19 protein-coding genes are annotated in these 18,272 nt (G+C 64.0%); 7 read left to right on the top strand and 12 right to left on the bottom strand.

Features of this window, described 5'->3' with window-relative positions; all coding sequences use genetic code 11:
* Positions 1-8 precede the first annotated feature (8 nt).
* The 3 genes from rpmA (at position 9) to proB (ending at position 2,739) form a co-directional block, all read left to right on the top strand.
* On the top strand, positions 9-266 hold the full coding sequence (rpmA, locus tag ACTJKQ_RS16530) for a 50S ribosomal protein L27 (protein ID WP_005794180.1): 258 nt from the start codon (positions 9-11) through the stop codon (positions 264-266).
* A 169-nt stretch (positions 267-435) separates the two neighbouring features.
* A complete protein-coding gene (cgtA, locus tag ACTJKQ_RS16525) occupies positions 436-1,506 on the top strand; it encodes an Obg family GTPase CgtA (protein WP_056747278.1) in 1,071 nt (356 codons plus the stop codon).
* 90 nt (positions 1,507-1,596) lie between these two features.
* Positions 1,597-2,739, top strand: a complete 1,143-nt coding sequence (proB, locus tag ACTJKQ_RS16520) for a glutamate 5-kinase (protein WP_056060322.1) — start codon at positions 1,597-1,599, stop codon at positions 2,737-2,739.
* 106 nt (positions 2,740-2,845) lie between these two features.
* Here the strand turns inward: proB and ACTJKQ_RS16515 are convergent, their stop codons facing one another.
* On the bottom strand, positions 2,846-3,523 hold the full coding sequence (locus tag ACTJKQ_RS16515; protein WP_108498332.1) for an RNA pyrophosphohydrolase: 678 nt from the start codon (positions 3,521-3,523) through the stop codon (positions 2,846-2,848).
* Between the two features lie 93 nt (positions 3,524-3,616).
* Between ACTJKQ_RS16515 and ACTJKQ_RS16510 the strand changes: the two genes are divergently transcribed.
* Both ACTJKQ_RS16510 and ACTJKQ_RS16505 read left to right on the top strand, forming a co-directional pair.
* On the top strand, positions 3,617-5,359 hold the full coding sequence (locus ACTJKQ_RS16510; RefSeq protein WP_108498333.1) for a proline--tRNA ligase: 1,743 nt from the start codon (positions 3,617-3,619) through the stop codon (positions 5,357-5,359).
* Complete coding sequence (locus tag ACTJKQ_RS16505; protein ID WP_082565084.1) at positions 5,356-6,063, top strand: lytic transglycosylase domain-containing protein; 708 nt, start codon at positions 5,356-5,358, stop codon at positions 6,061-6,063. Before ACTJKQ_RS16510 ends, ACTJKQ_RS16505 begins: the two co-directional genes overlap by 4 nt.
* A gap of 37 nt (positions 6,064-6,100) precedes the next feature.
* Here the strand turns inward: ACTJKQ_RS16505 and ACTJKQ_RS16500 are convergent, their stop codons facing one another.
* From ACTJKQ_RS16500 to hemA, 6 genes are all read right to left on the bottom strand, one after another.
* The gene (locus ACTJKQ_RS16500; protein WP_440597460.1) at positions 6,101-7,444 is read right to left on the bottom strand and encodes a hemolysin family protein; all 1,344 of its coding nucleotides are present in this window, start codon (positions 7,442-7,444) and stop codon (positions 6,101-6,103) included.
* A 174-nt stretch (positions 7,445-7,618) separates the two neighbouring features.
* Entirely contained in the window at positions 7,619-8,626 is a 1,008-nt protein-coding gene (locus ACTJKQ_RS16495) for an AAA family ATPase (protein ID WP_440597459.1), read from the bottom strand.
* Between the two features lie 156 nt (positions 8,627-8,782).
* Positions 8,783-9,106, bottom strand: a complete 324-nt coding sequence (gene grxD, locus ACTJKQ_RS16490; RefSeq protein ID WP_056060339.1) for a Grx4 family monothiol glutaredoxin — start codon at positions 9,104-9,106, stop codon at positions 8,783-8,785.
* A gap of 60 nt (positions 9,107-9,166) precedes the next feature.
* Positions 9,167-10,012 carry a peptide chain release factor N(5)-glutamine methyltransferase gene (gene prmC, locus ACTJKQ_RS16485; RefSeq protein WP_440597458.1) on the bottom strand — a complete coding sequence of 282 codons (846 nt, stop codon included), beginning with the start codon at positions 10,010-10,012 and terminating at the stop codon, positions 9,167-9,169.
* A gap of 71 nt (positions 10,013-10,083) precedes the next feature.
* Complete coding sequence (prfA, locus tag ACTJKQ_RS16480) at positions 10,084-11,172, bottom strand: peptide chain release factor 1 (RefSeq protein WP_440597457.1); 1,089 nt, start codon at positions 11,170-11,172, stop codon at positions 10,084-10,086.
* 113 nt (positions 11,173-11,285) lie between these two features.
* The gene (gene hemA, locus ACTJKQ_RS16475) at positions 11,286-12,617 is read right to left on the bottom strand and encodes a glutamyl-tRNA reductase (protein ID WP_108498337.1); all 1,332 of its coding nucleotides are present in this window, start codon (positions 12,615-12,617) and stop codon (positions 11,286-11,288) included.
* A gap of 72 nt (positions 12,618-12,689) precedes the next feature.
* Between hemA and ACTJKQ_RS16470 the strand changes: the two genes are divergently transcribed.
* Together ACTJKQ_RS16470 and ACTJKQ_RS16465 are read left to right on the top strand one after the other, a co-directional pair.
* Positions 12,690-12,968 (top strand): hypothetical protein, encoded by a 279-nt coding sequence (locus ACTJKQ_RS16470; protein WP_056060351.1) that lies wholly within the window; start codon positions 12,690-12,692, stop codon positions 12,966-12,968.
* 172 nt (positions 12,969-13,140) lie between these two features.
* Positions 13,141-14,109: a Bug family tripartite tricarboxylate transporter substrate binding protein gene (locus ACTJKQ_RS16465; RefSeq protein WP_108498338.1), complete on the top strand. Its 969-nt coding sequence runs from the start codon at positions 13,141-13,143 to the stop codon at positions 14,107-14,109.
* A 110-nt stretch (positions 14,110-14,219) separates the two neighbouring features.
* Here ACTJKQ_RS16465 and ugpQ read toward each other — a convergent pair whose 3' ends face one another.
* The 5 genes from ugpQ to ugpA all read right to left on the bottom strand — a co-directional run bounded on the left by ugpQ (position 14,220) and on the right by ugpA (position 18,158).
* Positions 14,220-14,981, bottom strand: coding sequence for a glycerophosphodiester phosphodiesterase (ugpQ, locus tag ACTJKQ_RS16460; RefSeq protein ID WP_440597456.1), 762 nt, complete (start codon positions 14,979-14,981; stop codon positions 14,220-14,222).
* The gene (locus ACTJKQ_RS16455; RefSeq protein WP_395456219.1) at positions 14,978-15,346 is read right to left on the bottom strand and encodes a bleomycin resistance protein; all 369 of its coding nucleotides are present in this window, start codon (positions 15,344-15,346) and stop codon (positions 14,978-14,980) included. The genes ugpQ and ACTJKQ_RS16455 overlap by 4 nt, the downstream gene beginning before the upstream one ends.
* 4 nt (positions 15,347-15,350) lie before the next feature.
* On the bottom strand, positions 15,351-16,361 hold the full coding sequence (locus tag ACTJKQ_RS16450; RefSeq protein ID WP_056060362.1) for a sn-glycerol-3-phosphate import ATP-binding protein UgpC: 1,011 nt from the start codon (positions 16,359-16,361) through the stop codon (positions 15,351-15,353).
* A 61-nt stretch (positions 16,362-16,422) separates the two neighbouring features.
* Positions 16,423-17,274 carry a sn-glycerol-3-phosphate ABC transporter permease UgpE gene (gene ugpE / locus ACTJKQ_RS16445; protein ID WP_056060366.1) on the bottom strand — a complete coding sequence of 284 codons (852 nt, stop codon included), beginning with the start codon at positions 17,272-17,274 and terminating at the stop codon, positions 16,423-16,425.
* A 2-nt stretch (positions 17,275-17,276) separates the two neighbouring features.
* The gene (ugpA, locus tag ACTJKQ_RS16440; protein WP_015012736.1) at positions 17,277-18,158 is read right to left on the bottom strand and encodes a sn-glycerol-3-phosphate ABC transporter permease UgpA; all 882 of its coding nucleotides are present in this window, start codon (positions 18,156-18,158) and stop codon (positions 17,277-17,279) included.
* Positions 18,159-18,272: the final 114 nt, after the last annotated feature.

Genomic DNA, 18,272 nt, shown 5'->3' with positions numbered 1-18,272 from the left:
AGCTAGTCATGGCACAGAAAAAAGGCGGCGGCTCTACGCGAAACGGGCGTGACTCCAAGCCAAAGATGCTGGGTGTCAAGGCCTTCGGTGGTGAACTGATCAGCGCTGGTTCGATCATCGTGCGCCAGCGTGGCACACGTTTCCACCCCGGCACCAATGTCGGCGTTGGCAAGGACCACACCTTGTTTGCCCTGGTGGACGGCCACGTGTCGTTCGGTACCAAGGGTGCATTGTCCAAGTCCACGGTCAATGTGACTCCCGCCTGAGGATTGCTCCTCCGGCAACCATCGAAGCCCCGCTTTGCCGGGGCTTTGTTGTTTGGTCTGCACGCGTCGCTGGTGCGCCTTTGGTCTGTGGCGCCTGGAATGGCCCCTGCTGTTCCGCCACAATTGGCAGCAGCCGACAGTACGGCCTCTTTTGTAAACTGGATACCCCATGAAGTTCGTCGACGAAGCCTTTATTGACATTGCCGCAGGTGATGGTGGCAATGGCTGCGTGTCGTTCCGGCACGAAAAATACAAGGAGTTCGGCGGTCCCAATGGTGGTGACGGTGGGCGCGGGGGGCATGTGTTTGCTGTGGCCGATCCCAACCTGAATACCCTGGTGGACTATCGCTACTCGCGCCGTCACGAGGCCAAACGCGGTGAGCACGGCATGGGCTCCGATATGTTCGGCGCAGCGGGTACGGACATCACACTCAAGATGCCGGTCGGGACCATCATCACCGACGCCGAGACGGGTGAAGTTCTGTATGAGCTGCTGACCCCGGGCGAGGTCATCACCATCGCCAAAGGCGGTGATGGCGGCTTTGGCAACATGCGTTTCAAGAGCGCGATCAACCGGGCCCCGCGTCAAAAAACACCGGGCTGGCCCGGCGAGAAAAAGAATCTGAAGCTGGAGCTGAAGGTGCTGGCCGATGTGGGGCTGCTGGGTATGCCGAATGCCGGCAAGTCCACCTTCATCACGGCCGTGTCCAATGCGCGACCAAAGATTGCGGATTACCCGTTCACCACGCTGCACCCCAACCTGGGCGTCGTGCGGGTGGGGCCTGAGCAGAGCTTTGTTGTAGCCGACATCCCCGGTCTGATCGAGGGAGCTTCTGAGGGCGCTGGCTTGGGCCACCAGTTCCTGCGCCATCTGCAACGCACGCGTTTGCTGTTGCACATCGTGGACCTGGCACCGTTTGACGATGCTGTGGACCCGGTGGCTCAGGCCAAGGCCATCGTGAACGAGCTCAAGAAATACGACCAGCAGCTTTACAACAAGCCGCGTTGGCTGGTGCTGAACAAGCTGGACATGGTTCCCGCTGATGAGCGTGAGGCGCGCGTGAAGGATTTTGTGAAGCGCTTCAAATGGAAGGGGCCGGTGTTTGAGATCTCGGCCCTCACGCGTGAGGGCTGTGAGCCGCTGATTCACGCCATCTTCCGCCATGTGCAGTCCGAGCAGCGCACGGAGAACGAGCCGGTGGAGGTGGATCCCCGTTTCGCCGGCGATGCGCCAGCCTGACGCGTCGGCGCTCAGAGGATAGGAATTGCTACGTTTTTAATAGCTACTCAGGCATAAAGCAGTAGCGCTATCGGCATCAAAGACATCAAAATGGTATCCAGCGTATTGAGAGATGCCCGCCGCATCGTGGTGAAGGTGGGCTCCAGCCTTGTGACCAACGAAGGGCGTGGACTGGATGAAACTGCCATCGGCGAGTGGAGTCGCCAACTGGCCGCGCTGGTGCGCGGTGTTGGGGGTGCTCCGCGTGAGGTGGTGATGGTGTCCAGCGGTGCCATTGCCGAAGGCATGAAGCGCCTGGGCTGGACCACAAGACCCCAGGAGATCCACGAGTTGCAGGCTGCTGCAGCGGTGGGGCAGATGGGATTGGCGCAAATGTACGAAACCAAGCTGCGCGAGCAGGGGATGGGCAGCGCGCAGGTGCTGCTCACCCATGCCGATCTGGCGGACCGCGAGCGCTATCTCAATGCGCGCTCCACCTTGCTCACGCTGCTGCGTTTGGGTGTGGTGCCGGTGATCAACGAAAACGACACGGTGGTCAATGACGAGATCAAGTTTGGCGACAACGACACGCTGGGTGCGCTGGTGGCCAACCTTGTGGAAGCGGACGCCCTGATCATCCTCACAGACCAGAAGGGGCTCTACACCGCCGACCCACGCCGTGATCCGTCTGCGCAGTTTGTGCATGAGGCCAAAGCGGGTGATCTTGCTCTGGAAGCGATGGCGGGCGGTGCAGGCTCCAGCATTGGCAAAGGCGGCATGATCACCAAGATTCTGGCGGCCAAGCGCGCTGCAGGCTCTGGCGCATCGACCGTGATTGCCTGGGGACGCGAATCCGACGTATTGGTCCGTTTGGTGAGTGGTGAGGCGTTGGGTACTTTGCTGGTTGCCCAGACACAGAAAAAGCAGGCCCGCAAGCAGTGGATGGCGGACCATTTGCAACTGCGTGGGTCTGTGGTGGTGGACGCTGGGGCTGCTGCCAAGGTGCGCGACGAAGGCAAAAGCCTGCTGCCCATCGGCATGACGGCAGTGGAGGGGGACTTTTCGCGCGGCGACGTGATTGCCGTGCGCGACGGGTCTGGGGCAGAGATTGCACGCGGCTTGGCCAACTATGCAGCGGCGGAAGCCCGCCTTCTGTGCCGCAAGCCGTCGACGGAGTTTGAGAAACTGCTGGGCTACATGGCTGAGCCGGAAATGGTGCACCGCGACAATCTCGTGTTGGCGCAGGGCGCATAGGGACTGGCTGCGCGCATTGATCATTGCCGACTCATGACTGAGCGGATTCGCCCATCAAAACAAAACGCCTGCATCTGCAGGCGTTTTTCATGGTGCGATGCTGGGGTCAGCGCGGTGTGTCCGATATCGATGGCATGCCGTCGAGTTCTCCCGGCATGCTGTTTTGAGGATCGGGATCAAAACTGGCACCTGGGGGGAGTTCCATGCCAGGGTTGACCAGCATGGAGCCTGTGCGGAACATGTTGGCGACGCCCGCATGTTCACCCTCGCGGGTGCGTAAACCGCTGCGCAAATAGCGGTTGCGCTGCTCGTGTCGCGGCAGATAGCGGGCCAGTTCGGTGAGCGCCATCTCATAGACACCGCGTTTGAACTCGACCACCACATCCAGCGGAACCCAGTAGTCGTTCCACCGCCAAGCGTCAAACTCCGGGTGATTGGTCGCACGCAGGTTCAGATCCCAGTCGTGCCCCATCAATTGCAACAGGTACCAGATCTGCTTCTGGCCCTTGTAGTGGCCGCGCGCATCGCGGCGGATGTACCGGTCAGGCACCTCATAGCGCAACCAGTCCCGGGTGCGGGCCACCACGCGAACGTGGTTGGGCAATAATCCCACCTCCTCATGCAGCTCGCGGAACATGGCTTGCTCGGGGGTCTCGCCCCGGTCAATGCCACCCTGCGGGAACTGCCAGCTGTGGGTGCGTATACGCTTGCCCCAAAACACCTGGTTTTTCTGGTTGAGCAGGATGATGCCGACGTTCGGCCGAAAGCCGTCCCGGTCAAGCATAATCAAACCCCAAATTTTTAAACTGTGTCCATTATGCACGGCGCCTAGCGCGCAGCAAGTGGACGGCCCCGTTCTGCCTGCAATCGACTCCCGATGAAAGCCTCCCAATTCTTCATTTCCACCCTCAAGGAAGCTCCGGCGGACGCCGAAGTGGTCAGTCACAAACTCATGACGCGGGCCGGGCTGATCAAGAAGCTGGGCGCTGGCATCTATAACTACATGCCTCTGGGCCTGCGCGTGATCCGCAAGGTGGAAGCCATCGTGCGTGAAGAGATGAACCGCGCGGGTGCTGTCGAGCTGACCATGCCCGTGGTGCAGCCCGCTGAGCTCTGGCAGGAAACGGGGCGCTTTGAGAAAATGGGCCCCGAGCTGCTGCGCATCCAGGATCGCCATGGTCGCGACTTCGTGGTGCAGCCGACCAGCGAAGAAGTGATCACTGACATCGCCCGCCAAGAGCTCAAGAGTTACAAGCAGCTGCCGAAGAACTTTTACCAGATCCAGACCAAGTTCCGCGACGAGCGCCGCCCCCGTTTTGGCCTCATGCGCGGACGTGAGTTCATCATGAAGGATGCCTACAGCTTTGACCGCGACCAAGTGGCCGCCAAGGCCAGCTACCAGGTGATGGCCGCAGCCTACCGGCGGATTTTCGATCGCTTCGGCTTGACCTATCGTGCCGTGGCCGCTGACAGCGGCGCCATCGGGGGGGATCTGTCGGAAGAATTCCAGGTGATTGCTGCAACAGGTGAAGACGCTATCGTCTACTGTCCGCAGAGCGACTACGCCGCCAACATGGAAAAGGCCGAAGCGCTGGCCCCCGCCGGACCACGCGGCGCAGCCACGCAGGCGCTGACCAAAACAGCCACCCCAGGCAAGAGCACCTGTGCCGATGTGGCAGAACTGCTGGGTGTTCCGCTGAACACCACGGTCAAGTCACTGGTGCTGGCCACGGACGAAACCAACGAAGCGGGTGAGATCGTCAAGACCCAGGTGTGGCTGCTGCTGCTGCGCGGCGACCACGATATGAACGAGATCAAGGTTGGCAAGGTGCCCGGACTGGCGGGCTTCCGCTTCGCGACGCTGGGCGAAATTGAGGACCACTTTGGCTGCAAGCCGGGTTACCTGGGCCCCATCGGCCTGAAGAAGCCTTTGAAGATCGTGGCAGACCGCGAAGTCGCTGTGATGGCCGACTGGATCTGCGGCGCCAACGAAGTGGACTTTCACATCACCGGCGTCAACTGGAGCCGCGACCTGCCGGAGCCCGACATGGTGGCCGACCTGCGCAACGTGGTGGCGGGCGACCGCTCCCCCGACGGCAAGGGCGAGCTGGCGATCGAGCGCGGTATCGAAGTGGGCCATGTGTTCTACCTGGGCACCAAGTACAGCAAGGGCATGAACGCGACCTTCCTGGGCGACGACGGCAAGCCGGCATTCTTCGAGATGGGCTGCTACGGCATTGGCGTGACGCGCCTGCCCGCTGCCGCCATTGAACAAAACCACGACGAGCGCGGCATCATCTGGCCGGACGCGATTGCGCCGTTCACCGTGGTGGTCTGCCCCGTGGGCATGGACCGCAGCGAGGCCGTCAAAGCCACGGCCGAGCAACTGTATGCCGACCTGCTGGCCGCGGGCGTGGACGTGATCCTGGACGACCGTGGCGAGCGCCCCGGAGCGATGTTTGCCGACTGGGAACTGATCGGCGTGCCACACCGCGTGACGATTGGCGACAAGAGCTTGAAAGAGGGCGTTGTCGAGTACCAGCACCGCCGTGACACCGCCGCCACCAAGGTGGCCGTGGCCGACATCCTGGCCCATGTGAAGGGCCGCATGGCCGTATGAGCATGAGCGGCGCCTCCTCCATCGCTCCGTCGGCCGCGGCCTCGGGCAGCCCTGCGGGGCTGTCGCGGCGTGGCTGCCTGGTGTCGCTGGCTTCGCTGGCAGCGCCCGCCGCCTGGCTGGGCGCTCCGCAGGTGGCGTACGCTGGCGGGCAGCTGGAGGAGCCCCTGATGGACTCGGTGCGCACCGCACTCAGCTCTGCCATTGCCAACCAGGCGCCGCCCGAGCCGGAGTTTTTTACCACCGAAGCGCGCCTGCACTACCTGCGGTGGCTGGGCACGCAGAGTGATCGCCTGCGCCCGCGCAAACCGGACCTGGAAGTACGCCGCGACTTCCTGCAGACGGTCTGGTACGAATCCAAGCGCGCCGGGCTCGATGTGTCCCTGGTCTTGGGGCTGATCCAGGTAGAAAGTGGGTTCCGCAAATTTGCCGTGTCCAGCGTTGGAGCGCGGGGCTATATGCAGGTCATGCCTTTCTGGACGCGCGTGATTGGCGATGGCGACCCGGGTAAGCTGTTTCACATGCAGACCAACCTGCGTTTTGGCTGCGTCATCCTGCGTCACTACATCGATCGTGAGCAGGGCGATTTGTTCATGGCCCTGGGCCGCTACAACGGCAGCCGCGGCCGGTCGCCTTACCCGGATGCGGTCTTTGGAGCGCAGCGCAAGTGGCTTTTTGCCGATCGGCCACAGTCGCCGGCCGCGTAGAGCGATCAGCGCGGCGGTGACACGGGCCGCGCCTTGGTCACTCCACGGCGGTTCCCGTCGGTGCTGACGGGCTCGGGGCCGATGCACCAGGGACTCCGCCCAGCCTGGAGACCATGACCTGATCGATGCGGTAGCTGTCCACGTCCAGCACCTCAAACTTGTAGCCGCCCCAGCTCACGCTGTCAGTACGGCGTGGCACGCGGCGCAGCATCACCATCAGGAAGCCCGCCAGGGTTTCGTACTCGCCGGTGTGCGGCAGCTCGTCCAGCGACAGGGCGTGCAGCACATCCTCAATGGGGGTGACCCCATCGATGAGCCAGGAGTTCTCATCCCGTCGCACGATCTGCTCTTCGTCCGCCGGGCCCACCAGGTCACCCATCACGGTGCTCATGACATCGTTGAGCGTGACCACACCGACCACCAGGCTGTACTCGTTCACGATGACGGCAAAGTCCTCGTGGACTTGGCGGAACTGCTCCAGCACCTCCGACAGGGTCAGCCGGTCGGGCACGATCAGCACCTTGCGCACCAGGCTGTCGTCGGCCAGCGAAATCGGCTGGTTGTTCAGCACGCGCTGGAACAGATCCTTGGCATCCACATAGCCCACCACGTGGTCGATGTCGCCTTCGCACACCGGGTAGGTCGAAAACGGCTCGGCAGCGATGCGCAGGCGGATGACCGAGTCGGGCTCGTCGCGCAGAAAAAATGCAATGCGGTCGCGCGGCGACATGGCGCTGGATACTGTGCGCGTGTCCAACTCAAACACGTTGGTGATGACCTGCTGCTCGCGCGCCGCCAGCACCCCGGCACGCGCGCCTGCCTCCATCATGGCCAGGATATCGTCTGACGTGATGCGGTCATCGCGCAGTGAGGACAAGCCCAACAGGCGGAACAGCGCGTCGGCCCCCCGACTGTAGAACCACACCAGCGGCCGCAACAGCGTCATGCACCAGGCCATGGGCTGTGCCAGCCGCACCACCAGCCGCTCGGGCTCTGCCATGCCCAGGCGTTTGGGGAACAGATCGGCAAACAGGATGAACAGCGAGGTAATGATGAGGAAAGACGCCAGGAACCCCGCCCGCTCGGCCGTGGGCCCCGACATCCACAGCGCAAACAGCTCGCTGAAATGCGGGCTCAGCGCACCTTCGCCCACGATGCCGCCCAGGATGGCCACGGCGTTCTGCCCTACCTGCACCACCGTGAAGTAGTCGCCCGGCTGCTCCTGCATGCGCAGCACCCGGTCCGCACGCGCGTCGCCTTCATCGGCCATCTGGCGCAGGCGCAGGCGGCGGGCGGCCGCGAGCGAAATCTCGGCCATGGAGAAAAAGGCGCTGGCTGCAATCAGCAGCCCGATCACGAAGAGGCTTTGGGACAGGGTCATGGGACGAAGGCGGAACCGGAGTGCAGCGGTACACCGGGCCACCAAGTGTATCTGGGCACCTTGCACACGGGCTCGCTGGCGCGCCTTGTGACGCATGCCCCCTACCGCCTCATGCCACTGCATGGTGTGGCAGGGGGCGGGTGGCGCTACAGTGCGGCCGACTGCATCGCGCGACTACTGCACAAAGCCAATCCGGCTGCGCCCCGTGGCGGCCTTCGGCAGGTCGGTGATCTCGACCGTGGACCGGCGGTCCAGCCGCGCGTTGCCGAAACCCATCATCAGCGCCCGCCGCATTTCGCGCGGGGGCATCTGTGCCAGGTGGTCCAGCACGTCGTCCGTCGGCTCCGGGTCCAGCAGGCGGCCCCAGTCGTGCCCCGCGCGGATGCCCTGGTACAGGTTGCGCGCAATGGTGCGGGCCTGCTCCAGCGTGGGCGCCTCCACCTCGAACACGTTCATGCGGTTCAGGATGGGATCGGGAATGCCGCGTGTGTCGTTCGCGGTGGTAATCCAGATGACCTGGCTCGCGTCGATGGCCACCTCGGCAAACTCATCGGTAAAGCTCTGGGCGGTGTCGTACTCCAGCAAGCTGTACAGCGCACCCAGCGGGTCGTACTGCGCATCGCTGCTGGCCTTGTCGATCTCGTCCACCACGATGACCGGGTTGGCATATTCGCCCTCCACCAGTGCCTCGAACACCTTGCCAGGGCGCGCGCCCTTCCACTGCGCCGACGAGCCCGACAGCAGCCAGCCTGCGGTCATGGAACTCATGGGCAGCAGGTTCATGCCCGTACCCAGCAGCTCGGCCAGGTGGCGTGCGAAGTGGGTCTTGCCGATGCCGGGGGGGCCCAGCAGCAGCATGGGTGTGACCTCCAGGCCATCGCTGCTGTCCTGCGCCAGCGCCACGTGGCGCTTCACGTCGTCCAGCACCTCGGTGAAGTTGGGCAACTGCTCGTACAGGCTGGCCATGTCGGGGATGCCCGAGGGCTTGACCTGAAAACGCTCCGGGCCGCGCTCCAGCATGCGTTCGTACACGGTGCGCAGGGTTTCGTATTCCCTCTGGTTGCCGGACTCCTGCAGGCGAGCGAGCTTGCGTTCGACATCGCCCGGGTGGAACACATTGCGCATCTGGGCCACCGGCAGGCGCAGGGCAGGTGGCTGGGGAACAAGGCTATGGCTGGTCATTGCATGCTCCTGTGAGGGTTACGTCACGCAATCATTCAAGCACACAACATGCCCGCTGCTCCATCGGAAAAGCCCCTGATTGGTGCCTCTGTTGCGGGCAAACAAAAAGGCCGCCCGAAGGCGGCCTGATGGCGGGTGAGGCAAGGGTCGCTTCGATCAGCCCTCGGTGCCCAGCACTTGCTTGAGTTCGCCCGACTCATACATCTCCATCATGATGTCCGAGCCGCCGATGAACTCGCCCTTCACATACAGCTGCGGGATCGTGGGCCAGTTGCTGTATTCCTTGATGCCCTGGCGAATTTCGTCGTCTTCGAGCACGTTGACGGTGACCACGCTCTTCGGGTCCACGCCACAGGCCTTGAGGATCTGGATGGCGCGGCCGGAGAAGCCACACATGGGGAAGCTGGCGCTGCCCTTCATGAACAGCAGGATGTCGCTGGATTTGACGAGGCCGTCGATGCGTTGTTGGGTGTCGCTCATGGGAAAACTCCTTGAAAGAGGCTGCGGGCGAATGGATGCTGAGGGCCCGCGATGGAGGGATTATTTCACTGTCGGCCATTGCCCGCCTGTGCAGCGTGCGATGTCGGCAAGGTCATTGCGGCTTTGTACCCGCACAAAGCCCTGGGCGGCAAGCAGCGCCTGCACGGCGTCTGCCTGGTCGTAGCCATGCTCCAGCAGCAGCCAGCCGCCCGGCCGCAGGTGGGCGGGCGCCTGGGAGACGATGGCGCGGATGTCTTCGAGGCCGTCCGCGCCGCTGGCCAGGGCTTGCAGGGGCTCGTGGGTCAGCGCGGCCAGGTGTGGGTCGGCGCTGGCGATGTAGGGCGGATTGGAGACGATGGCGTCGAATGGCCCCTCCACTCCCATCAGCCAGTTGGCCTGCTGAAACTGCACGGGCAGGCCCAGTCGCTCAGCGTTGGCCTGCGCTACAGCCAGGGCATCGGCACTGGCATCTACCGCCAGCACCTGGGCGTCGGTGCGCTGACTTTGCAGCGCCAGGGCAATGGCACCGCTGCCGGTGCCCAGGTCCACCACGCGGGGCGATGCCAGCGGGGCGATCACCTCCAGCGCCCAGTCCACCAGGGTTTCGGTGTCGGGGCGCGGGTCCAGCACGCGCGCGTCCACCTGCAGCGGCAGGCCGTAGAACTCCTTGCGGCCGGTGAGGTAGGCCACGGGCTCGCCCGCCACGCGGCGCTGGCACAGGGCAATGAACTGGGTGTGTGTGGTCTCGTCCAGTGCGTCGGTATCGTGCGCCAGCAGCCAGGCACGGCCAGCATCAGGGCGGCCCAAGGCATGCAGCAGCAGCAGTTGCGCGTCGATGCGTTGCAGGCCCAGGGTGTGGGCTTGCGCCAAGGCCTGGGCAAGGGTGGGAGAGGCGGTGTTGTTCACTATTGTTTTGATAGCTGCAAAGGCATATGAATCATGCGCTATCAGCCAGTTTGACCCATATTTTTCTGTGCTTAACCGTTGGAACCCATTTCCAGCTCTTCAAGCTGCTCGGCCTCGCGGGCATGCTGCAGGGCCTGCAGCACATCGCCCAGGTCGCCTTCCATCACGGCCAGCAGCTTGTACAGCGTGAGGTTGATGCGGTGGTCAGTCAGGCGCCCCTGCGGGAAGTTGTAGGTGCGGATGCGGTCGCTGCGGTCGCCGCTGCCGATCAGGCCCTTGCGCAGCGCGGCCTCCTTGGCGGCGCGTTCGCTGCGCTCTTTCTCCTGGATGCGCGCCTGCAGTACCTGCAGCGCCTTGGCCTTGTTGCTGTGCTGGCTGCGGCCGTCCTGGCATTCGGCCACGATGCCGGTGGGCAAGTGCACCACGCGCACGGCCGAGTCGGTCTTGTTGATGTGCTGGCCACCGGCGCCGCTGGCGCGAAAGGTGTCGATGCGCAGGTCTGCCGGGTTGAGCTTGATGGCCTCGTGCTCGTCGGGCTCGGGCATCACGGCCACGGTGCAGGCGCTGGTGTGGATGCGGCCCTGGGTTTCGGTGGCGGGCACGCGCTGCACGCGGTGGCCGCCGGATTCGAATTTGAGAGCCCCGTAAACATGGTCACCCTCTATGCGCAGCACGATTTCCTTGTAGCCGCCGAGCTCGGCGGCGTTCTCGCTCACCACCTCCACCTTCCAGCCCACGGTGGCGGCGTAGCGGGTGTACATGCGGGTGAGGTCGCCTGCGAACAGGGCGGATTCGTCACCACCCGTGCCCGCGCGGATTTCCACAAACGCGTTGCGGGTGTCGTCGGGGTCCTTCGGTAAAAGCAGGCGCTGCAGTTCGTCTTCCAGTTGCAGCAGTTCGGCCTCGGCACTGGTGATTTCTTCTTGTGCCATCTCGGCCATGTCGGGGTCGGCCAGCATCTCGCGCGCACCCGCCAGGTCGGCCTCACGCTGCTGGTAGCGGGCGTAGCGGCCGGCGACCTGCGTGACCTCGGCATGCTCGACGGAGATGCGCCGGTACTGCGCCATGTCGCTCATGATGTCTTCGCGCGAGAGCAGGAAGTCGAGTTCGCCCAGGCGCTGTGCGTAGCGCTCCAGCTGGCTTCGGAGAAAGGGTTTCATGGAATTTTGGAAAAGGGGTTTGCTACAGATTTGGTAGCTGGTGGTGCATGTAAATCATGCGCCTGGGGCCGATTTGGCTCAAATCGGGACGGCTGTGGAGCGGGCGAGCACCGCTACAGTCCGTTGTTGTTGGGCGTCTTGCTTTGCGAGCGCAGGAACAGGCGCGAGACGGTCTGGGCCGTCTGGGCGCGCATCTCTGCGTCGCCCGCGCGCAGCTCGGCCAGGGTGCCGTGCAGCATTTTCTGTGTGAGGCCGCGCGAGAGCGCTTCGAGCACGGCGTCCACGTCCTCGCCCTTGGCCAGCAGCTTCTTGGCGCGCGCGATTTCCAGCGCGCGCCATTCGTCCGTCTGGGCGTTGAGCTGCTGGATCAGCGGCACCACGCCCCCCTCGGCGGCGGCGGGGCTGCGCAGCTCCATCCAGTGCATGAAGCTCTGCACGCCCGCGTCGATGATGGCCTCGGCCTGCGCCACGGCGGCCTGGCGGTTGGCTTGCGCGGTCTGCACCACAGTGGCCAGGTCGTCCACGGTGTACAGGTACACGTCGCCCAGGGCCTTGACCTCGGGTTCGATGTCGCGAGGCACGGCCAGATCGACCATGAACATGGGGCGGTGGCGGCGCTTCTTGAGGGCGCGCTCCACGGCACCCAGGCCGATGATGGGCAGGCTGCTGGCGGTGCAGCTGATGACGGCGTCGAATTCGTGCAAGCGCTCGGGCAGGTCGGCCAGGCGCATCACCTCGCCGCCAAAGCGGGTGGCGAGCTTTTCGCCGCGTTCCAGCGTGCGGTTGGCAATGGCGATCTGCTTGGGGTTCTTGGCGGCGAAGTGCGTGGCGCACAGCTCGATCATCTCGCCCGCGCCGACGAACAGCACGCGGATCTTGGAGAGGTCTTCAAACAGCTGGCTGGCCAGGCGCACGGCGGCGGCTGCCATGCTGATGCTGTGTGCGCCGATCTCGGTGCTGGTGCGCACCTCCTTGGCCACGGCAAAGCTGCGCTGGAACAGCTGGTTGAGCGTGGTGCCTAAAGCGCCGGCCGTCTCGGCGGCGCGCACCGCGTCTTTCATCTGGCCCAGGATCTGGGCCTCGCCCAGCACCATGGAATCGAGCCCGCTGGCCACGCGGAAGGCGTGGCGTGCGACGAGGCTGTCTTCCAGCGTGTAGGAGTGCGAGCGCAGCAGCGCGGGGCTCACGCCGCCGCTGTGGGCCAGCCAGCCCAGCGTGTGGTCCACTGCGGGCTGGTCGCCGGCACAGTAAATTTCGGTGCGATTGCAGGTGGAGATGATGGCGGTTTCCACCCCGGGGTGGCGGCTGGCAGCGCCGCCAGAGTTGCCCAGCGACTGGCGCAAACCGTGCAATGTGGGGGCGATCTGATCGAGCGCAAACGCAAACCGGCCGCGCAGATCGAGCGGCGCGGTGGTGTGGTTGATGCCGAGGGCCCAGACTGCCATAAGCTGCAATTATAAAATTGTTGGCCCGAACAGGCGGCCTTGCTTGTTCAAGCCTTGATTTGGGTCAATTCCATGGGTCCGCTGGACATCGTCAACCACCTCCTCAACTTTGTCGCACCCGCTGCCGCCATGGCGCTGGTGTTGGTGCTTTCGGGCCGTCTGGTGGGCTCCCGCAGTGCCTCTGCGATGTCTGTGTGGCTGCGTTGGGCGATTCTGTTTGCCGTGGGGGTGGCGGTGCTCGCGGCAGGGCTGGTGCTGTGGGGACGTGACGGCAAGATGCTCACCTATGCCGCGCTGGTGGTGGCCTGCGCCACTTGCCAGTGGGTGCTGGTGCGGGGCTGGAAGGCTTGAAGCTTTCAGCAAGCCGTCACGTGTTTTGAGGGTTTGCGAGAGGTGATCTGGAGGGCTGTCGCGCCCTGGTGTCTGATAGCCTCTTTACACCTTCCAGGACGGTTGCCATGGCCCGCTCTGACGGAACTAGCGAACCCCCCGTACACCCACAACCAATGCTGGAGACAACCCCATGAAGCTGCTGCGTACCTGCATCACCCTGGCCGCAGGCCTGGCCTTTGCTGCCGCCGTGCAAGCGCAGGCGTTTCCGTCCAAGCCCATCCGTATCGTGGTGGGCTTCCCTGCCGGCGGGCCTCTGGACCAGCATGCGCGCCTGCTGTCCGACAAGCTGCAAACCGTGCTGGGCCAGCCGGTGGTGATGGACTACAAGGCCGGAGCCGGTGGCACCGTGGGCGCGCAGGAGGTGATGAAAGCGCCCCCTGACGGCCACACCATCATGCTGGCCAACACGGGGGTGATGGTCATCAACCCCGCGCTGTACAGCCGCCTGCCCTATGCCACCCTCAAGGACTTTGTGCCCGTGGCGCGCACGGCCATGCAGCCGCTGGCCTTGCTGGTCAACACCAGCGTGCCCGCCAAGAATCTGCAGGAGTTCATGGCCTATGCCAAGTCGCGGCCCGGTCAGGTCAACTTTGGCTCGGCGGGCAACGGCGGCATCAGCCACCTGGTGCCCGAGATGTTCAAGACCGCCACGGGCCTGTTCATGGTGCACATCCCCTACCGGGGCAGCGCTCCGGCATTCACCGACCTCATGGGCGGGCAGGTGCAGTTCATGGCCGAGAGCATTCCGCAGGCCGCGTCGTACCACAAGCAGGGCAAGGTACGTGCCCTGGCCGTGACCAGCAAGGAGCGCAACCCCGCGCTGCCCGAAGTGCCCACGGTGATCGAGAGCGGCATCAAGGGCTTTGAGGTGGTGGGCTTCTATGGCTTTCTGGCCCCTGCAGGCACACCCAAAGACGTGGTCAACAAGCTCAGTGACGCCTTTGGCCAGGTGTTGCAGATGCCCGATGTGCGCAATCGCATGGTGAGCCAGGGGGCCGATCCGGCATTTTTGGGTGCGGACGACTTTGCCAAGTTCCTGGCCTCGGAGATGCCCCGCTGGGCCGACGCCGTCAAGAAGTCTGGCGCGAAACTCGATTGACCCCCTGAGGCGCTGTGCGCCTTCGCCCTGCAGGGGGACTCCATCGGTGGCCCGGCAAACCCGGTCCCCGGTGGCGCTGGCTTGGGGCGGGGTTGGTTGGAAGGTGCGCCCTACGGCGTGGCGGGCGAGAAGAAGTCGACGCGGTCGGTGATGATGCCGTCCGTGCCCAGCGCGATGAGGCGCTGCGCCGCCCAGTCGTCGTTCACCGTGTAGCTCAGCGTGCGCATGCCCATGCCGTGGACTTGCGCCACCAGGGCCGGGTCCCACAGCGCGTGGTTGCACACGATGGCCACACAGCCGAGCGCCTGAGCCTCGTCAAAGCACCCGTCCCACAGCGCGTCGATAAGCAGCGCGCGGGGCAGGTGGGGCGCGGTGGCCATGGCGCCCGCCAACGCCTCGGGCTTGAACGACGAGAACAAGGGCGGCACGGCCTGCCCTTGCCACAGCCGTGCGGCGTATTCGCCCACCACGCGGCCGGTAACTTCTTCCTGGCCTGGTGTGGGCTTGATCTCGATGTTCAGGAAAAACCCGTTGGCAATGCAGTAGCGCGCCAGGTTCTCCAGTGTGGGAAGGGGCTCGCCAGCGTAGCTGCGGGAATGCCAGCCTCCTGCATCCAGCTGGGTGAGCTGGGCCCAGGGCCGTTCGCCGCCGGTGCCGTGGCCGTTGGTCGTGCGCTCCAGCGTGGCATCGTGCATCAGAAAAGGCACGCCGTCGCTGCTGAGCTTGGCGTCGCACTCGAACATGCGGTAGCCGTATTGGGCACCCAGCCGGAAGGCGGCCAAGGTGTTCTCAGGGGCCAGCTTGCCCGCGCCGCGGTGGGCGATCCAGCGGGGGTAGGGCCAGGGGGCGAGGGTAGACGAGGGTGCGCTCATGCGGGTTCACCAAATTTCAGCAGGTTGCCATGGGGGTCGATGACATACATCTCCTTCATGCCCCAGGGCTGGACAGTGGGAGGTGCCAGTTGCAGGCCGCGTGCCGTGAAATCCGCATGCAGCAACCCAGTGTCTGCGCGCACGTAGCACGAAGTGTTTTCTGCAATGTGGCGCTCGGTGCAGGGCCAAAAGTGCAGCTCGCAGCCATCGCGCTGCAGGATCAGGTAGTTATCCATCTCCAGCAGTGCGGTGAAACCCAGCCGCTCGACGTAGAACTGCCGGGTCTCCGCCAGGTGCAGCGAGGCCAGCACCGGCACGGTGGCCAGAACCCCGCGCCCGGTGCCGGCGGCTTCAGGCGGCTGCACGGGCTCAGTCGGGGATGCGTTTACCGGTGGTGGCATCGAAAGCGTGCAGGCGGTCGGGACGGGGCACGACGTGGATCACCGCATCCGGCTGCGGCGCGTGGGTGCCTTCTTCTACCCGCACGATGATCTGTTCGCCGTTGATGCGGCCGTAGATCAGGCGCTCGGCACCCAGCAACTCCACAGTTTCGACGGTAACGGCCCAACCCTCGCTGCGCACATCCAGATGCTCCGGGCGGATGCCGAGAATGGTGCCCGGTTTGGCGCCTGGTGCGTTTTTGAGCAGGTTCATCGGCGGCGAGCCGATGAAACTGGCCACGAAGGTGGAGGCGGGCGTGTGGTAGACCTCTTCGGGCGTGCCGAATTGCTCCATGTTGCCCGCGTTCATGACGATCATGCGCTGGGCCAGCGTCATGGCCTCGACCTGGTCGTGTGTCACGAACAGGCTGGTGATGCCCAGTTCGCGGTGCAGCTTCTGGATTTCGAGGCGGGTCTGGGCGCGCAGCTTGGCGTCCAGGTTGGACAGCGGCTCGTCAAACAGGAACACCTGGGGCTGGCGCACGATGGCGCGGCCCATGGCCACGCGCTGGCGCTGGCCGCCCGACAGCTCGCGCGGCTTGCGCTCTAGCAGGTGGCCCAGTTCGAGGATCTTGGCGGCCTTGTCGACGCGCGCCTTGATCTCTTCCTTCGGTACCTTGGCGATCTTCAGGCCGTAGGCCATGTTCTCGAAGTTCGTCATGTGCGGGTACAGCGCGTAGTTCTGGAACACCATCGCGATGTCGCGCTGGGCGGGTTCCAGGTCGTTGACCACACGGTCGCCAATACGCAGTTCGCCGCCGGAGATTTCTTCCAGGCCCGCGACCATGCGCAGCAGGGTGGACTTGCCGCAGCCCGAGGGGCCAACGATGACGACGAACTCGCCGTCCTTGACCTCGGCGTTCACGCCGTGGATGACCTGGTTGGCCTTGGGGCCCACGCCGTAGCGCTTGACGATGTTGCGAAGAGAGAGGGATGCCATATGTGCAATGAATTTGATAGCTACAGGGGCTTATTTAACAAGCGCTTGCAGGAGTTTTGTCTTATTTTTCGGTGTCCACCAGGCCCTTGACGAACCAGCGTTGCATGACCACCACCACAAAGGCAGGCGGCAGCATGGCCAGGAGGGCCGTGGCCATCACGATGTTCCATTCGTTGCCTGCGTCGCCACCGGCCAGCATGCGCTTGATGCCGATGACCACCGGGTACATGTCTTCGGACGTGGTCACCAAGAGCGGCCACAGGTACTGGTTCCAGCCGTAGATGAACTGGATCACGAACAGTGCGGCAACCGAAGTGCGCGACAGCGGCACCAGGATGTCCTTGAAAAAGCGCATCGGACCGGCGCCGTCCACGCGTGCGGCCTCCACCAGCTCATCGGGCACCGTCAGGAAGAACTGGCGGAACAGGAAGGTGGCGGTGGCCGAGGCGATCAGTGGCACCGTGAGGCCCGCGTAGGTGTTGAGCATGCCCAGGTTGGATACGACCTGGTAGGTAGGCCCGATGCGCACCTCCACGGGCAGCATCAGCGTAATGAAGATCAGCCAGAAGCAGATACCCTTGAAGGGGAAGCGGAAGTACACGATGGCAAACGCCGACAGCAGCGAGATGGCGATCTTGCCCACCGTGATGACCATGGCGGTGACAAAACTCACCCACATCATGCGGGCCACAGGCGCAGTGGAGCCCGCACCCGCGCCGCCGCCAAACAGCGCGTCGTGGTAGGTCTGCCAGAAGTTGCTGCCAGGCACCATGGGCATGGGCACCTGAACGATGTCCTGTGCGGTATGGGTGGAGGCCACAAAGGCCAGGTACAGCGGGAAGCCGACGATGATCACGCCCAGCACCATGATGAGGTGCGAGAACGCGGTGAGATAGGGGCTGCGTTCGACCATTTTTAGTATTGAACCTTTTTCTCAACGTAGCGGAACTGAATGACGGTGAGCACCACCACGATGGCCATCAGCACCACCGATTGCGCGGCCGAGCCGCCCATGTCCATGGCCTTGAAACCATCGTGGTACACCTTGTAGACCAGGATGGAGGTATCGCGCCCGGGACCGCCCTGGGTGGTCGAGTCCACGATGGCAAAGGTGTCGAAGAACGCGTACACGACGTTGATCACCAGCAGGAAGAACGTGGTGGGCGACAGCAGCGGGAACTGAATGCTCCAGAACCGGCGCCAGGGGCCCGCACCGTCGATGGCGGCGGCTTCGATCAGCGACTTGGGGATGGACTGCAAACCTGCGAGGAAAAACAGGAAGTTGTAGGAGATCTGCTTCCACACCGCTGCAATCACGATCAGCGTCATCGCGTGGTCGGAGTTGAGCATGTGGTTCCAGTCAAAGCCCGACTGGCGCAGCATGTAGGCCACCACACCCAGCGAGGGCGAGAACATGAACATCCACAGCACACCTGCCACCGCGGGGGCGACGGCGTAGGGCAGCAGCAGGGCGGTCTTGTAGACGATGGCGCCCTTGATGATACGGTCGGCGAAGATCGCGAGGATCAGCGACAGGCCGATGCCCACCACCGCCACCAGGATCGAGAAGAAGGCCGTGGTCTTGAACGAGGCGAGATAGCCCGGGTCTTCAAACAGGGCCTTGAAGTTGTCCAGCCCCACCCATTCGGTGGACATGCCAAAGCTGTCCTGCATCTGGAACGACTGCACCAGGGCCTGGCCTGCGGGCCAGAAGAAGAACACGCTGATGATGACCAGCTGGGGGGCCAGAAGCACCCAGGGCAGCCATGCAGAGCGGAAAAGTACGCGTTTTTCCATGACGAAACTCTCAAAAAGAAAACCCCGCCGCCCCGTGAACCAAGTTGGTTGACGGGGCGGCGGGCTTTCGATGCCGCCCAGCCGGGTGGCCAGGTGGCATCGACAGATGGTGGA

The organism is Acidovorax sp. 22279 (genome assembly GCF_052045435.1).
Lineage (GTDB): Bacteria > Pseudomonadota > Gammaproteobacteria > Burkholderiales > Burkholderiaceae_C > Acidovorax > Acidovorax delafieldii.
Note: the sequence above shows the minus strand (reverse complement) of the source record. Positions and strands in the feature narration are given on the sequence as shown.

What these genes read in the sequence shown, in the direction of transcription:
- proB (WP_056060322.1), top strand. Translation starts at nt 1,597, where the DNA reads ATGGTATCCAGCGTATTGAGAGATGCCCGCCGCATCGTGGTGAAGGTG.
- ACTJKQ_RS16465 (WP_108498338.1), top strand. Translation starts at nt 13,141, where the DNA reads ATGAAGCTGCTGCGTACCTGCATCACCCTGGCCGCAGGCCTGGCCTTT.
- ACTJKQ_RS16500 (WP_440597460.1), bottom strand. Translation starts at nt 7,444, where the DNA reads ATGACCCTGTCCCAAAGCCTCTTCGTGATCGGGCTGCTGATTGCAGCC.
- cgtA (WP_056747278.1), top strand. Translation starts at nt 436, where the DNA reads ATGAAGTTCGTCGACGAAGCCTTTATTGACATTGCCGCAGGTGATGGT.
- ugpA (WP_015012736.1), bottom strand. Translation starts at nt 18,158, where the DNA reads ATGGAAAAACGCGTACTTTTCCGCTCTGCATGGCTGCCCTGGGTGCTT.
- hemA (WP_108498337.1), bottom strand. Translation starts at nt 12,617, where the DNA reads ATGGCAGTCTGGGCCCTCGGCATCAACCACACCACCGCGCCGCTCGAT.
- ugpQ (WP_440597456.1), bottom strand. Translation starts at nt 14,981, where the DNA reads ATGAGCGCACCCTCGTCTACCCTCGCCCCCTGGCCCTACCCCCGCTGG.
- ugpE (WP_056060366.1), bottom strand. Translation starts at nt 17,274, where the DNA reads ATGGTCGAACGCAGCCCCTATCTCACCGCGTTCTCGCACCTCATCATG.
- grxD (WP_056060339.1), bottom strand. Translation starts at nt 9,106, where the DNA reads ATGAGCGACACCCAACAACGCATCGACGGCCTCGTCAAATCCAGCGAC.
- ACTJKQ_RS16505 (WP_082565084.1), top strand. Translation starts at nt 5,356, where the DNA reads ATGAGCATGAGCGGCGCCTCCTCCATCGCTCCGTCGGCCGCGGCCTCG.
- prfA (WP_440597457.1), bottom strand. Translation starts at nt 11,172, where the DNA reads ATGAAACCCTTTCTCCGAAGCCAGCTGGAGCGCTACGCACAGCGCCTG.
- ACTJKQ_RS16510 (WP_108498333.1), top strand. Translation starts at nt 3,617, where the DNA reads ATGAAAGCCTCCCAATTCTTCATTTCCACCCTCAAGGAAGCTCCGGCG.
- rpmA (WP_005794180.1), top strand. Translation starts at nt 9, where the DNA reads ATGGCACAGAAAAAAGGCGGCGGCTCTACGCGAAACGGGCGTGACTCC.
- ACTJKQ_RS16450 (WP_056060362.1), bottom strand. Translation starts at nt 16,361, where the DNA reads ATGGCATCCCTCTCTCTTCGCAACATCGTCAAGCGCTACGGCGTGGGC.
- ACTJKQ_RS16515 (WP_108498332.1), bottom strand. Translation starts at nt 3,523, where the DNA reads ATGCTTGACCGGGACGGCTTTCGGCCGAACGTCGGCATCATCCTGCTC.
- ACTJKQ_RS16470 (WP_056060351.1), top strand. Translation starts at nt 12,690, where the DNA reads ATGGGTCCGCTGGACATCGTCAACCACCTCCTCAACTTTGTCGCACCC.
- ACTJKQ_RS16495 (WP_440597459.1), bottom strand. Translation starts at nt 8,626, where the DNA reads ATGACCAGCCATAGCCTTGTTCCCCAGCCACCTGCCCTGCGCCTGCCG.